Here is a 12,999-nt window from a genome sequence, read left to right on the forward strand (position 1 = left end):
ACAAATTGCCAAAGGGCAATTTGTCTTAACGCGTCGCGCCAACTGAGCCACGCCCCCATAATTTATTTAATTTTTTTATAATATGCTACTTTATTGCCAGTTTTGTATTTCTTTGCCGTTGGTAGAGCAAGCTCTTCCGGGTCGCAATTATAAATTGCTCCCCGCTTTGGCTAACAAATTGCCAAAGGGCAATTTGTCTTAACGCGTCGCGCCAACTGAGCCACGCCCCCATAATTTATTTAATTTTTTTGTTAAAGCAACGGTTATATGGCAAATAATTTTGCAAACAAATCTATGTATTTTGTTTGAGGGCAGTACGGTTTGTACCACCCTCACGCTATTTTGGAGCTATTGATGGGAGTCGAACCCATGACCTCGTCCTTACCAAGGACGCGCTCTACCTACTGAGCTACAACAGCATTACTGCTAATGTATTATGCCACAACTTAACTTCTTAGTCAATAATATTTATTGCTTTATTGATATATTTTTGTTTTATTGCTTGAAACTGATTTATTTAAACCATTTAGCATTTTAAGCAAGAATAAATTAAGCTCTAAAACAAAAGATAAATTAAAAATTAAGTAAATTATAATACGCCTCTTAAAAAATAAACTTATTCTATAATACGCAATTTAAAAAATAATTTTACTGTATAAGTAGTTTGAAAAAGGCAAATATTAGTCTTTAAAATAAGATAACCACCAAAAATAAAAAAGCTATTAACTATTATAAAAGTATAGTGGTTAGAGCGAAAAATAGATTTATTCGTAAACTTTTAGAAAAGTTTTTAGCGGAATAATATGTAAAATCAGTCTAGTTGTCAGCCCGACAATTATGCCCGAAAGTACGCCTATAAGGGCAAGGTAGGGCAAATAAGACATCATAAGCGGAGTATTGCTAACTAATACGTATACTAAGTTTTGGGTTATATTATGGCTAACAGCGCTTAATATGCTTACGCTAACTATGCTTATTTTTGGGTAGAGGGTAGAGAGCAACAAAGCAGAAATTAAGGTTGATACTATTCCTCCGCTTAGGCTATACATAAGCATACTTATATTGCCTGCAAATACGCTACCTAGTACGGTCTTTACAATAACTACGGCTAGCGCAAGCGGAAGATTAAACATAACTAAGGTAAGCAACACAAAAATATTGCTTATTCCAACTTTTGCCCCTACGATAAATAGCGGGGGAAACAACGCCTCTATCATAAAAGAGATAAGCGCAAGCGAGGTAATAATGCCTAGCGTGGCTATTTTTTTAGTTGTTATACTCATACTCATTCTAAAAATTATTCGCTTTAATTGTATTTATATTATTTAATAAGTTAAATTTGTCATTTGACCGTTTTGCTTATCCTAGTGTAATATCACCCGAATCACTGTTTGTGGGTTTAATAATAAGATGGTGAGGCACGCAAATAATTGTGTCCCTACTGTTTGCAATTTGCATTTTTACGCAGTCCTTGTGATAAGAACAATCTGCGTCAAGCATTCTAACTGTTTTTCCTTTTGTGTCGATTATTAAGATATTAACTTCGGTTTTTTCTTTGGCAAAAAAGTAAATAGTAACTTTTAATTGGTCTTGACTAGCTTTAACGTTTACCTTATCTTTAAAGTCGTCGGCAATTTGATATTTGTTTGTTTCAAAATCGTATGTAAATATTGTATGTTCGGCGTTTTGGTCGCTATAAATTATGCTTATTCCCTGCAACGCTTCCTTTTGAGGGGCGAAGACAAATAGAATAAATAGTAGCGCAATAGTTAGGGCAATAGCCCCATAAATTACCAAGTCAAGCGGTAGAAATACTTTTTGGTTTTTTGCGTTGATTAACGTTTTTTGACTCATTCTTCTACCTTTTTATAGTCGCTATCGACTAAGTTTAAATTGTCAATATTTGAGTGAACTTGATATGTTTCTTCTTGACTATTGTAAGTTACAATAGAATATTCGTAGTCGGTTTTACTTAAAAATTCTTTGGCTTTGTCTATTCCCATAACGCATAAAGCCGTAGTCAAGCAATCGCAATAAGCGTTATTTTGAGCCAGTACGCTTACAAGGGCTATGCCTTGTTGAACGGCGCCGTTAGGCGAATTGATAGGCATACCGTTTGCAGGGTTAATAATATGGCAATAGTTGAAACCGTTAATTATATATTTATGCTCGTAATCTCCGCTAGACGACAATGCTTTGTTAGATGTCTTAATATTAGCGTAAGAGCTACTTAGCAAATCATTGTTTCTAGGGGCGGTAAATCCCACTTTATAGTCGGTTGCTTTATGTGTTTTTTTGTCAAAGTTACTAAGAATTGCAATACTACTACTACCGCAAGAAAAATATCCGTATTTATAGCCTTCTTTTTGAAGTAGTTGAGTAACTAAGTCGCAAGCGTAACCTTTGCCGATACCGCCTAAGTCTAGCTTTTGACTGTAAGTCTTGCCGTTAATGGTTACGTCTTTTGAATTTTTAGTTAGCGTATATACGTTATTGTTTTGGCTAACTATGGCGTTATCAAAATCGGTTAGTTTGCAAAATCCGTCAATATATTCTTGCTTAGGCAGAGTAGTAGAATATGCTTCTCGGTTTGCTCGGTCGTATTCCTCAACTTTGATAAATTGGGCGTTATTTGTAAATCTAGGAGTAAATCCCCATAAGTCTACAAGCGGATACACCGTGGGATTGTATGCTCCGTCGGTATCCTTGTAAGCTTTTTTGGCAATCTCTAAGATATCTGCGGTTAACTTGCTAATCTCCACGCTTTGCCCGTAAGAAAGGGCGTTATATCTTGCAATATCGCTTGTAGAATACGCAAGACTAATATTGTCTTCGACTTGTTTTAATATTTCTTTAACTTTTATCCAAGTTTGGTCAAATTTAAGTTCCTTTTCGCTTAGCGAAAAATCGTCGTAAAGCTCCAACTTGCTATTTGTGTTGAAGTAATTTTGAGTAGCTACGGTTTTTGCCGTATATGCAAGTTGCGTTTTGTCGCTATCGATATCTTTGTCGCTATCGATATCTTTGTCGCCGTTGATATCGTTACAACCAAAAAGACAGCTAGCAAGGCTAATTATTATTAATATAAAGGTTATTAATTTAATTTTCAATTTTTAATTTCACCGAATAGATTGGGTTGTAAGCGACTAAGCCCGAAGCGTTAAATTGCGTTGAATATAGCGTGAGTTCGTCGGCGACAAAAGGTTTATTGTATATAGTTATATTTTTAACTACTTCGCTAAAAGGTAGTTCGAAGGCATATTGACGAATAAGAGTAATATGTGGATTGTAACTACGGTGTTCTATTGTAAATTGCAATTCTTCTAATTTGTTTGTAAGATATCTTTCAAGCGTAAGCAAATTTTGGTCGCACTTTAATTTAGCGATTACTATGTTAGCCCCTTTAAGCGTGCTTACTTGTTGTATGCTTAGCGTGGTTGCCAAGTAATCTTTAACCGAGTCAAGCAAACTATACAGCGAATACAATTTATCTGCATATATTTCGCCTAGAAATTTAATAGTTATATGTAAGTTTTGACGTGGGATAAAATTTCCTTTGCTTTTGTAGGGAGCAAGTTGGTCTTGCATTTTTACTAAATTATTAACTGTTTGTTCGGGAAGTTTAAGCGCAATAAATAATCTCATAATATTTCTCCTATTATTGACAATTATATATTAAATAATACAACTTTGCAAGTGGGGAATATCTGTTAAAAGAATTTCATAAAATAAAATAAAAATGTATTGGAGATAAAGATGAAAAAACGTAAAATTGCAGTTATTCTTATAGTTATTCTTATAGGTATTTGTTTTGTCGGGTGTGGTAACAGCATAGGACGAATAAGTAAAGGACTAGACACTTATACGATAACGGCTACATATAACCAAAAGGACCAAATAATATCGGCGGCGCAAATTGTCAAGTTTACCAACAACACCAGTCAAGCGCTCGAAGATATTAAATTTCATATATTTGCCAGTATATATAAACAAGACGCTACTACTTCGGTTATAATGCCCGAAGACCGTGTTAAAGCTTACCCGCAAGGTTACAGTTATGGCGACATAGAGATTGATTCGGCTTCGGTAGATTCTTCCCCCGTTGCTTTTACGGTAGAAGGACAAATACTTTCTTTGCCCTTAGCTACTCCGCTTGCCCCCGAAAGCAGTATTTCTATTGCGCTTATTTATGATATATCGCTTGCGAATATACATCACCGTTTAGGTTACGGTAGAAATACTGTTAACTTAGGCAACTGGTTTCCTATTCTTTGTAATTTTGACAATGGTTGGCAAACTACGCCTTACTACGCAATAGGCGACCCTTTTGTAAGTCAAGTTGCTAATTATACCTTAACTTTGGTTGCTCCTTCAAATTTAATTATTGCTAGTAGCGGTAGGGAAACAAATAAGTCAATCGAAGGCGAAACTGCAACCTACACCTACAAGGCTAATTGCGTGCGTGACTTTGCGCTCGTTATGTCGTCAAAATTTAAGGTTCTTACCGCTCAAATGGGAGAAACAACGCTTAACTATTATTATTTTAACGACGAATCGGCTCAGGTTACGATGTCGCTTGCATGCAAAGCTTTCGAATATTATTCTAATACGTTCGGCAAATACCCTTATCCCACGCTTGCAATAGCGCAAACAGATTTTTGCTATGGCGGTATGGAATATCCGTCGTTAATATATTACAACGCTAATTTATTGGGCGAAGAGAAGTTGCAAGCCATCGCTCACGAAATAGCCCATCAATGGTGGTATGGCGTGGTGGGAAACGACCAAATTAGCTCGCCTTTTATGGACGAAGGGCTAGCCGAACTTTCAACGGCTATGTTTTTTGGGCAAGCTGACGAATTTAAAATAACAAAGGAAAGTATCTTAAACAATATGCTCGCTTCTTATACGACTTATCTTGACGTTATCGGCACTTATGTAACTAGCGTAGATACTTCAATGAGAAGTTTAGATAAATTTACTAGCGGGCAAGAATACGCATTTATCAGCTATGTCAAGAGTTGCTTAATGTTCAACGAGCTTAGTAAACTTATGGGCGAAAAGCAATTTGTAAAAGGACTAGCTAAATATTACGACCATTGTCTTATGAAAATAGCTACGCCTAGCGAAATGATAAGTTGTTTTTCAAGCGTATATGGGGCAGATTTGACTAAGTGGTTTGAGTGTTTCTTCGAGGGTAAAGATGTTTTGGCTAAACCAAATAAATAATAGTAATATGACAATTAATTAAGTTAAAAGGAACGACTATTTTTAGTTGTTCCTTTTAATTATTTCTTAAATAGATACGCTAATTCTTTAAGTTTAACTTGAAATTATGCCAAATTAGGATATCAATTGACATTAAAATAAATCTATGAGATAATGAAAAAAAAGTTGGAGTACACCGTTATGATGTCTTTCATCGTCAATGACTTTTTGGGCATAGGCATATTGTGCTTTTTAATTTACTGGGTAAGCGTCAATACTCTTTTGCCACGCCAACTTACCTTGCGCTATTTGCGAGTGGTAATTCTTACCCTAACTATAATTGTTTTTGAACTGTTATCCATTGTATTTCTTAACGCTACGCCTCAACTTAAATGGTTAAGCATAATTTGCTCAACCATTAACTTTATATTAACTCCGCTTGTATTTATTTGGCTAGCATTACTCACCAAGCCATTTTGCAAACGCAACTTGTGGCTATATCTTCCCCTAATAGCCTACGCTGCGCTTATGATAGTCAGTATGTGGACAGGTTGGGTCTTTACCATTTCGGCAGACAACAGATTTGTAGGCGGAAGTTTAATTTTTATTAGCTATATTATTTCGGGATATGGCTTATGTGTGTTTTTATTTTTTAATTTACCAATTTACGAGAAATATGATACCGACGAAAAAGTATTCCTATTCTTTTTAGTTTTGCTAATTTTTGTAAGCGTGTTTATCCAAGCCCTAGTTAAAGACGTGTTAATGATTTGGATGTGCGTATCGATTGTACTAACACTATATTTTTCTTTGTTAAAATCTCGTCAATATAAACACGACGGGCTAACGCAGATGTACAATAGGCGAGCCTTTAATACCTATTTGTCTACTCACAAGACCGGAGAAAACGCTAGCATAATAATGTTTGACCTCAACGGACTTAAATGCGTAAATGATAAGTACGGGCATTTGAAAGGCGACGAAGTCATAGTCAAGGCTTGCGCCGACATCTCGACTTGTTTTTCTTCTTTTTCCAACTTATACCGCATAGGCGGAGATGAGTTTTGCGCAGTTTGCCATAAAGCGACAGAAGAGCAAATACAACAAGCGTTAGACAAGCTTAAAGCAATCGCCGTCGAGTCGATTGAACAAGAACCGCTCTCGCTTTCAATAGCTTGCGGTTATAAGATGGGTTGTCCAGAGCAGTCGATAGAACAACTATTTGAGCAAGCCGACCTACTTATGTATTCAAACAAAAAAACAAGCAGAAAAAATTAATTTTATTAGTTATCAGTAAATTAAGCATCTCGGGAGTATTTTCAGTAGTTTTATAATAAATCTAGTCTTATATTTTTTTCTAGTTGACTATTATTTCTACAACAATCTCCGTTACTACCACCGACTGTTAATTAGCCGTTTGGCAAAGGAATACCTATGCAAAAGAGAAATGTTAGAATAATAACCATAGCCCTATCTATAATAATGTGCTGTACTCTTATTTTGCCTAGCTCTGTCTACGCTATGCCAACTCAAAATAAAGTTGTCAATATTGGTTGGATGAATATTAAGGGTTATATGGGCGGTACGGTAGACCAACCTAGCGGTTACTTTCACGAATATTTAGAAATTATCTCTCAATACACCCGTTGGAAATATAAATATGTAATATGTGAAAACTTCTACGAATTAAGCCAAAAATTATTTGCCGGCGAGATAGACATTATGTGCGGAGTTTTTGATACCAAGGCTCGCAAAGACGAGGGTAAGTTTGCTTTTCCGCAGTATAGCGCCGGCGTAGATAGCACTTCGATATTTGTTCATAACGAGAGCGACCTTTTATTTGGTAACCCCGCCGACCTTGAAGGTTTAACTATCGGCGTAGAGGACAACGCTAATTATGATAACTTAGTCGAATACTATGAAAGTTTAGGGTTAGATACAAGTAAAATAATCAAATATACCAGTATGGACGACATCAAAAATGACATTTTAAGAGGGAAAATTCCACTTGGAGCTATGGGCGGATTTAGAAATGACAAATGTTTTAGAGCCATAGCTACTTTTGCGCCAAGTAATTTTTATTTTGTTACAAGTTTTGACCCAAAGCATAAAGAAATATTGCACGGACTCAACGACGCTCTTGAACAAATCAATATTCATAAACCATCGTTGCATAATAGTTTAGCTAGCGAATATCTAGTAAGCGACGACGCCGAATTTCATTTGACTTACGAACTTGATAAATATGTCAAGACAGCCAAACCCTTTACGGTTTTATGTAATAGCAACGCTATTCCAATCGAATTTAAGGGCGACAACGGCGAACTTTGTGGCGTTACCGCCGACTATTTCAAGGAATTATCGCAACTTACCGGACTTAAATTTGATTTTATTTTTGAACAAGGCAATATTAAGCCGGATATTATTCCTCATTTTAATTATTCAATCAAACAAGCTAACGAGCTAGGTTATAATTTATCTAATCTTTATATGCGTTTGCCAATGGTATTGATTAAGAATAAGAATCACGGGCTAGGCGAACGAACCGCCGTACCTGACTACTATTTGTCTAACTACGACCCGGCTCGCATCAATGGCATAGGCAAGACTATAATACATTGTCAAGGCACTCTTGACTGTCTTGACGCCGTCGTAAACAATCGAGCCGACCAAACCATAGTTAACTCGGTAATTGCAAGTAGATTAGTTAGCGGTGGTAATTATAGAGAATTGATTGTTACAACCTTAAACAACGAATATTATAATTATTGCATAGCCGTAAGCGATAGTATAGATACCCAAGCGCTTGATACGATAAATATGGCGATAAATCATATAAAAAGCGGACAAGTCAGCGATATGCTAGTTTCTAACGCCGTCAAATATCAAGACAATTCTATATTCGCCATTTTAAATAGAATTTCCCCCGTAACTACGGCGATAATTATTACAGTTTCGTTAGTTAGCGCTTTAACTATTATATTGTTGTTAATTAGTAAGCTAAAAAACAATATTTTAAAGGTCAAGAATTTAGGAAGCGACAACTTGACTTCGGCGCTTTCTAGGCAAGGTTTTATCGTTCAAGCAAGGGAAATTTTAAATACTATCGAAGGCGATTACGATATGATTGACTTTGATATTGAGAACTTTGGTTACATCAACGAGCTTTACGGCATAACAATAGGCGACGCCGTACTTAAAAAAGTCGTCGACGATATAAAGAGTATATTAGAGCCTAACGAAATTATTTCTCGACTTTACGCCGACCACTTTTTGTTGTTGCTCAATGATTTAAGCGTTAACAAACTAATGCAAGTTTTAGATAATTCCTTAGAGAATTTCATTGTGCTTAATGAAAGTTATGCCGTAAATTTTAAGTTTGGGATATATAAAATAACCGATAAAACGTTAGCTATTAGCTATATGGCAAGTTACGCAAATTCTGCAAAAAGCGGAATTAAACACAATGCCTTAGAAAATTCTAGAATATACGACGTAGATAGGCACAACATGCGACTTAGAAGAGTTCGTATAGTGGCGGAATTTGACTTTGCCTTAAAGAGCGGTGAGATATTTGCAAATTTTCAACCCAAATTTGACGCTATTACCAAGCGTGTCGTAGGGGCGGAGGCTTTGGCTAGGTGGCGTCGCAACGGAGAGTTTATTTCGCCGTTAGAGTTTATAGACTTGATAGAAAAGAATGGCAAAGTAATCGAGCTTGACTTTTTTATTCTTAGACAAACGTGTCAGTTGCTCCGTCAACTTGCAGACGAAGGCAAACAGCTCTTGCCTATATCGGTAAATTTTTCTAGGCTACACATCAACAATGTCAATTTTGTGCGAGATATTGAAGCCGTGCTATGCGAATATGGCATTGACCGTAAATATATCGAGATAGAGTTTACCGAATCTATTATGATAGAAGACCGCTCTAACGCTTTAACAACCGGCGACCTTTTAAATGATGCAGGCTTTACAATTTGTATCGATGACTTCGGCTCGGGTTATTCGTCCCTTAACGCTTTAAAAGATTTAAAATATCATATAGTTAAGCTCGACGCAGGGTTTTTTATCCTTAAAGATACCAGTAACCTTGCAAAAGCTAAGACAATTCTAGTCGAAATAATCAAATTGCTTAAAGCTATCGGGGCAAAGATAGTAGCCGAAGGCATAGAAACTAACGACCAATATGAATTTGCTAGGGACGCAGGGTGCGACTACATACAAGGTTACTATTTTTCAAAAGCTATTTCAAAAGAAGAAACGCTTAAATTATTTAGAGGAAGCGACGAATAACAAGAAGGAAGACTTTAATTATTTAGAAAAAGCGAAAAATAACAAGAAGAAAAATTTTAATTATTTAGAAAAAATAACTAATAAATGATTAATAAGTAAAAATATTAGACAAAACAAAACATTATTATTTAAGAATGTCTATAAAAATTTCTTATTTTTTAGCTAAATAGTAATGGCTTAAAAAACAAATCTAACAAATTTTATTTGTAGGTAAAGTCAGTAAAATATTTCTTTGCATTATTTAAAAAAATATACGCAATTTAATTTTAATTTATTTTAAATCAAACTTAGTCTAATACATTAAATTTTAGGCTAAGTTTGTTTATTATTAGCTATTTTAGGTTAAAATACGTTTTTAATTAAAACTATCTAAAAACTTAAAAATACAGTAAAAATAGTTAAAAAAACTACCAAAAACCTTAAAAAACTACTAAAAAACAGTTGACCGTACTTGCATATTTGTGATATATTTATAAGGCTGTGGAAAAGGGTAGAGGCGGGAGGTTACTGAGCAAACAGAAAACTCACGCTGACCAATGCAGAAGGCAAGACCATCTGCTAGTCGACCGATAATATATTTAAGTTTGTCAAGTGCGTTTAAGTATGCAAACTAACAACTTAAAAGACTAAGTAGGGCGCAAATAAGCGCTTTATAATTATTCCACCAATGACACACACGGTTGTGTTGTTTGCAAAGGCTATTCGGTCGGTTCAATAAAAACATTTAAAAGGAGTACACATTAATGGCAGATCAAAAGAAAATGAGAATCAAACTTAAATCTTATGACCACAACCTTGTGGACGCTTCGGCAGAAAAAATCGTAGCCGTAGCCAAAGAGATGGGAGCAAAGGTAAGCGGACCTATTCCACTACCAACCGAACGAGAGATTATTACCGTACTACGTGCAACGCACAAGTATAAGGACGCTCGTGAACAATTTGAACTAAAAACGCATAAACGCTTAATTGACATTTACAATCCTAACGCGCGCACTATTGACAGCCTAACCAAGCTTAATTTGCCTGCTGGTATTGATGTTAAGATTAAGTAATATACAATTTATACGGAGGTGAACTTTATCAATGAATAAAGCAATCATAGGCAAAAAGTTAGGAATGACACAAGTCTTCGAGAAAGACGGCGCAATGGTACCCGTAACAGTAGTGTTGGCTGGTCCTTGCCCTATAATACAGAAGAAGACCACAGAAAGAGACGGCTATTCCGCCGTACAACTAGGTTTTGAGCAAGTTAAAGATTCTTATCTTAACAAACCCGAAATGGGACATCTTAAAGCGGCTAACGCAGGCGCTCTTAAAGTTCTTAAAGAGTTCGACCTACAAGACGCAAGCAATATGAAAGTTGGCGACGTAATCAAATGTTCAACATTTGTAGTAGGCGAATTAGTCGACGTTACCGGCACAACTAAGGGTCACGGATTTAGTGGCGTAATCAAGAGATGGGGACATCACAGACTTAAAGAAACTCACGGTGTTGGCCCTGTTCATAGACAAGTCGGTTCGCTAGGCGCAAACTCTACGCCAAGCAGAGTAATGCCCGGCAAGAAATTACCCGGTCAATATGGCGCCGAGCAAATGACCGTACTCAACCTCAAAGTAATTAGAGTTGATGAAGAAAGAGGCGTTTTACTAATAAAGGGAGCAATCCCCGGCGCAAAAAACAGTATAGTCTACGTGCGTAACGCTGTTAAAACATTGAACTAGGGGAGGAAAATAATAAATGCAAGTTAAAGTATATAATACCGAGGCGCAAGAGGTCGGTAAAGTTAAATTAGAAGATAGCGTGTTTGGTTGCGAATATAATTCGTCGCTAATACACCAAGTCGTAGTAGCCTACCTAGCTAATCAACGTCAAGGCACGAAAAGTGCGCTTAATCGTAGCGAAGTTCGTGGCGGTGGCATTAAACCTTGGAGACAAAAAGGCACAGGCAGAGCAAGACAAGGCAGTATCCGTGCTCCACAATGGAAGAAGGGTGGCGTAGTCTTTGCGCCAAAGCCACGTGACTTTGAAAAGAAACTCAACAAGAAAGTCAAACTTGCCGCTTTTAGAAGCGCAATTAGCTACAAAGTAGCCAACAACGAATTAATAGTTCTTGACAAGTTTGAACTTGCTCAGGCAAAGACCAAGTTAGTAGCGCAAATTCTTGCTAACTTTAAGTTAAAGAGCAAGACCTTGCTTATTATCGAAGATAACGAGCAAGACATACTAAGAGCATCTGGCAACATCGAATGTTTGACAGTATGCGTTAGCGAATTAGTTGGGGTATATCAGTTGGTAGCCAATACCACAATACTTGCGACTAAGTCAGCAATGAAGAAGATTGAGGAGGCCTATTTGGTATGAACCCATACGACATTATAAGAAAACCAGTTTTGTCAGAAAAGAGTTACAGCGGTATAGCAAGCAAAATATATACCTTTGAGGTAGCTGTCGGTTCTAACAAGATTGAAATTAAAAATGCAATCGAACAAATATTTAACGTAAAAGTAGAAAAAATTAACACCGCAAACGTCAGAGGAAAGATGAAAAGGCAAGGTAAACATCAAGGTTTAACTGCTAAATGGAAAAAAGCTATTGTTCACTTGACCAAAGACAGCAAAGCATTAGAGTTCTTTGAGAGCTTGGCTTAATTTAGGAGGATTTAACAATGGCAATTAGAAGATACAAACCAACATCAGCAGGTCGCCGTTTTATGTCTGTGCCAACGTACGAAGAGATTACTTCTACTACCCCGCACAGAAGCTTACTTAGAACGCTCAGTAAGAGTGGCGGACGTAACGCTCAGGGCAAGATTACCGTAAGACACATCGGCGGAGGCAATCGCACAAAGTACCGTGTAATAGACTTTAAACGTAACAAATACGATATTCCCGCAAAAGTAGCTACAATCGAATACGACCCAAACCGTTCGGCTAATATTGCTCTACTTCATTACGCAGACGGCGAAAAGAGATATATTCTAGCTCCCCTGGGTCTTAACGTAGGCGATACAATAATCTCGGCTACAACAGCAGATATCAAAGACGGCAACAATCTTCCGCTTGAAAATATCCCAGTTGGCGCAATTATACACAACATTGAGATTTCACCCGAAAAGGGCGGACAAGTCGCAAGAGCAGCCGGTATATCAGCTCAACTTATGGCAAAAGAAGGCAAATATGCAACTCTAAGAATGCCCTCTGGCGAAACAAGACTTGTGCTTACAAAGTGTCACGCAACAATCGGTCAAGTCGGTAACGTAGACCATTCAATAGTTAATCTCGGCAAAGCCGGCAAGACAAGATATAAGGGTATTAGACCTACCGTACGTGGTAGCGCAATGAACCCTTGCGACCACCCACACGGCGGTGGCGAAGGCAAAGCGCCTATTGGTCATCCCGGCCCAGTTACCCCTTGGGGCAAGCCAGCGCTAGGATATAAGACTAGAAAGAAAGGCAAAGCGTCCAACAAGATGATTATTAAGAGAGTTAATTAAG

12 protein-coding genes and 1 tRNA gene are annotated in these 12,999 nt (G+C 37.0%); 8 read left to right on the plus strand and 5 right to left on the minus strand.

Features of this window, described 5'->3' with window-relative positions:
• Positions 1 to 343: 343 nt before the first annotated feature.
• The 5 genes from RR062_05500 to thpR all read right to left on the minus strand — a co-directional run bounded on the left by RR062_05500 (position 344) and on the right by thpR (position 3,645).
• Positions 344 to 419 (minus strand) — tRNA-Thr (locus RR062_05500).
• 345 nt (positions 420 to 764) lie between these two features.
• Positions 765 to 1,283, minus strand: a complete 519-nt coding sequence (locus RR062_05505; protein ID MEG2027162.1) for a Gx transporter family protein — start codon at positions 1,281 to 1,283, stop codon at positions 765 to 767.
• A 76-nt stretch (positions 1,284 to 1,359) separates the two neighbouring features.
• Positions 1,360 to 1,854: a NusG domain II-containing protein gene (locus RR062_05510; protein ID MEG2027163.1), complete on the minus strand. Its 495-nt coding sequence runs from the start codon at positions 1,852 to 1,854 to the stop codon at positions 1,360 to 1,362.
• Positions 1,851 to 3,110 (minus strand): FAD:protein FMN transferase, encoded by a 1,260-nt coding sequence (locus RR062_05515; GenBank protein MEG2027164.1) that lies wholly within the window; start codon positions 3,108 to 3,110, stop codon positions 1,851 to 1,853. The genes RR062_05510 and RR062_05515 overlap by 4 nt, the downstream gene beginning before the upstream one ends.
• A complete protein-coding gene (thpR, locus tag RR062_05520; protein MEG2027165.1) occupies positions 3,100 to 3,645 on the minus strand; it encodes an RNA 2',3'-cyclic phosphodiesterase in 546 nt (181 codons plus the stop codon). Before thpR ends, RR062_05515 begins: the two co-directional genes overlap by 11 nt.
• A gap of 111 nt (positions 3,646 to 3,756) precedes the next feature.
• Between thpR and RR062_05525 the strand changes: the two genes are divergently transcribed.
• The 8 genes from RR062_05525 (at position 3,757) to rplB (ending at position 12,998) form a co-directional block, all read left to right on the plus strand.
• Complete coding sequence (locus RR062_05525) at positions 3,757 to 5,229, plus strand: M1 family metallopeptidase (GenBank protein ID MEG2027166.1); 1,473 nt, start codon at positions 3,757 to 3,759, stop codon at positions 5,227 to 5,229.
• Positions 5,230 to 5,382: 153 nt separating this feature from the next.
• On the plus strand, positions 5,383 to 6,486 hold the full coding sequence (locus RR062_05530; GenBank protein ID MEG2027167.1) for a GGDEF domain-containing protein: 1,104 nt from the start codon (positions 5,383 to 5,385) through the stop codon (positions 6,484 to 6,486).
• 156 nt (positions 6,487 to 6,642) lie between these two features.
• Positions 6,643 to 9,504, plus strand: a complete 2,862-nt coding sequence (locus RR062_05535; protein ID MEG2027168.1) for an EAL domain-containing protein — start codon at positions 6,643 to 6,645, stop codon at positions 9,502 to 9,504.
• 743 nt (positions 9,505 to 10,247) lie between these two features.
• Positions 10,248 to 10,556 carry a 30S ribosomal protein S10 gene (rpsJ, locus tag RR062_05540; GenBank protein ID MEG2027169.1) on the plus strand — a complete coding sequence of 103 codons (309 nt, stop codon included), beginning with the start codon at positions 10,248 to 10,250 and terminating at the stop codon, positions 10,554 to 10,556.
• 31 nt (positions 10,557 to 10,587) lie between these two features.
• Positions 10,588 to 11,226, plus strand: coding sequence for a 50S ribosomal protein L3 (rplC, locus tag RR062_05545; protein ID MEG2027170.1), 639 nt, complete (start codon positions 10,588 to 10,590; stop codon positions 11,224 to 11,226).
• Positions 11,227 to 11,242: 16 nt separating this feature from the next.
• Positions 11,243 to 11,866 carry a 50S ribosomal protein L4 gene (rplD, locus tag RR062_05550; protein ID MEG2027171.1) on the plus strand — a complete coding sequence of 208 codons (624 nt, stop codon included), beginning with the start codon at positions 11,243 to 11,245 and terminating at the stop codon, positions 11,864 to 11,866.
• Positions 11,863 to 12,153 (plus strand): 50S ribosomal protein L23, encoded by a 291-nt coding sequence (gene rplW / locus RR062_05555; GenBank protein ID MEG2027172.1) that lies wholly within the window; start codon positions 11,863 to 11,865, stop codon positions 12,151 to 12,153. Before rplD ends, rplW begins: the two co-directional genes overlap by 4 nt.
• A 17-nt stretch (positions 12,154 to 12,170) precedes the next feature.
• Positions 12,171 to 12,998 (plus strand): 50S ribosomal protein L2, encoded by an 828-nt coding sequence (gene rplB / locus RR062_05560; protein ID MEG2027173.1) that lies wholly within the window; start codon positions 12,171 to 12,173, stop codon positions 12,996 to 12,998.
• The last annotated feature ends 1 nt before the right edge of the window (position 12,999 follow it).

It is taken from the genome of Clostridia bacterium (assembly GCA_036654455.1).
Lineage (GTDB): Bacteria > Bacillota > Clostridia > Christensenellales > CAG-314 > JAVVRZ01.

What these genes read in the sequence shown, in the direction of transcription:
- RR062_05525 (MEG2027166.1), top strand. Translation starts at nt 3,757, where the DNA reads ATGAAAAAACGTAAAATTGCAGTTATTCTTATAGTTATTCTTATAGGT.
- rplC (MEG2027170.1), top strand. Translation starts at nt 10,588, where the DNA reads ATGAATAAAGCAATCATAGGCAAAAAGTTAGGAATGACACAAGTCTTC.
- RR062_05530 (MEG2027167.1), top strand. Translation starts at nt 5,383, where the DNA reads ATGAAAAAAAAGTTGGAGTACACCGTTATGATGTCTTTCATCGTCAAT.
- RR062_05505 (MEG2027162.1), bottom strand. Translation starts at nt 1,283, where the DNA reads ATGAGTATAACAACTAAAAAAATAGCCACGCTAGGCATTATTACCTCG.
- rplD (MEG2027171.1), top strand. Translation starts at nt 11,243, where the DNA reads ATGCAAGTTAAAGTATATAATACCGAGGCGCAAGAGGTCGGTAAAGTT.
- RR062_05510 (MEG2027163.1), bottom strand. Translation starts at nt 1,854, where the DNA reads ATGAGTCAAAAAACGTTAATCAACGCAAAAAACCAAAAAGTATTTCTA.
- RR062_05535 (MEG2027168.1), top strand. Translation starts at nt 6,643, where the DNA reads ATGCAAAAGAGAAATGTTAGAATAATAACCATAGCCCTATCTATAATA.
- thpR (MEG2027165.1), bottom strand. Translation starts at nt 3,645, where the DNA reads ATGAGATTATTTATTGCGCTTAAACTTCCCGAACAAACAGTTAATAAT.
- rplB (MEG2027173.1), top strand. Translation starts at nt 12,171, where the DNA reads ATGGCAATTAGAAGATACAAACCAACATCAGCAGGTCGCCGTTTTATG.
- rpsJ (MEG2027169.1), top strand. Translation starts at nt 10,248, where the DNA reads ATGGCAGATCAAAAGAAAATGAGAATCAAACTTAAATCTTATGACCAC.
- rplW (MEG2027172.1), top strand. Translation starts at nt 11,863, where the DNA reads ATGAACCCATACGACATTATAAGAAAACCAGTTTTGTCAGAAAAGAGT.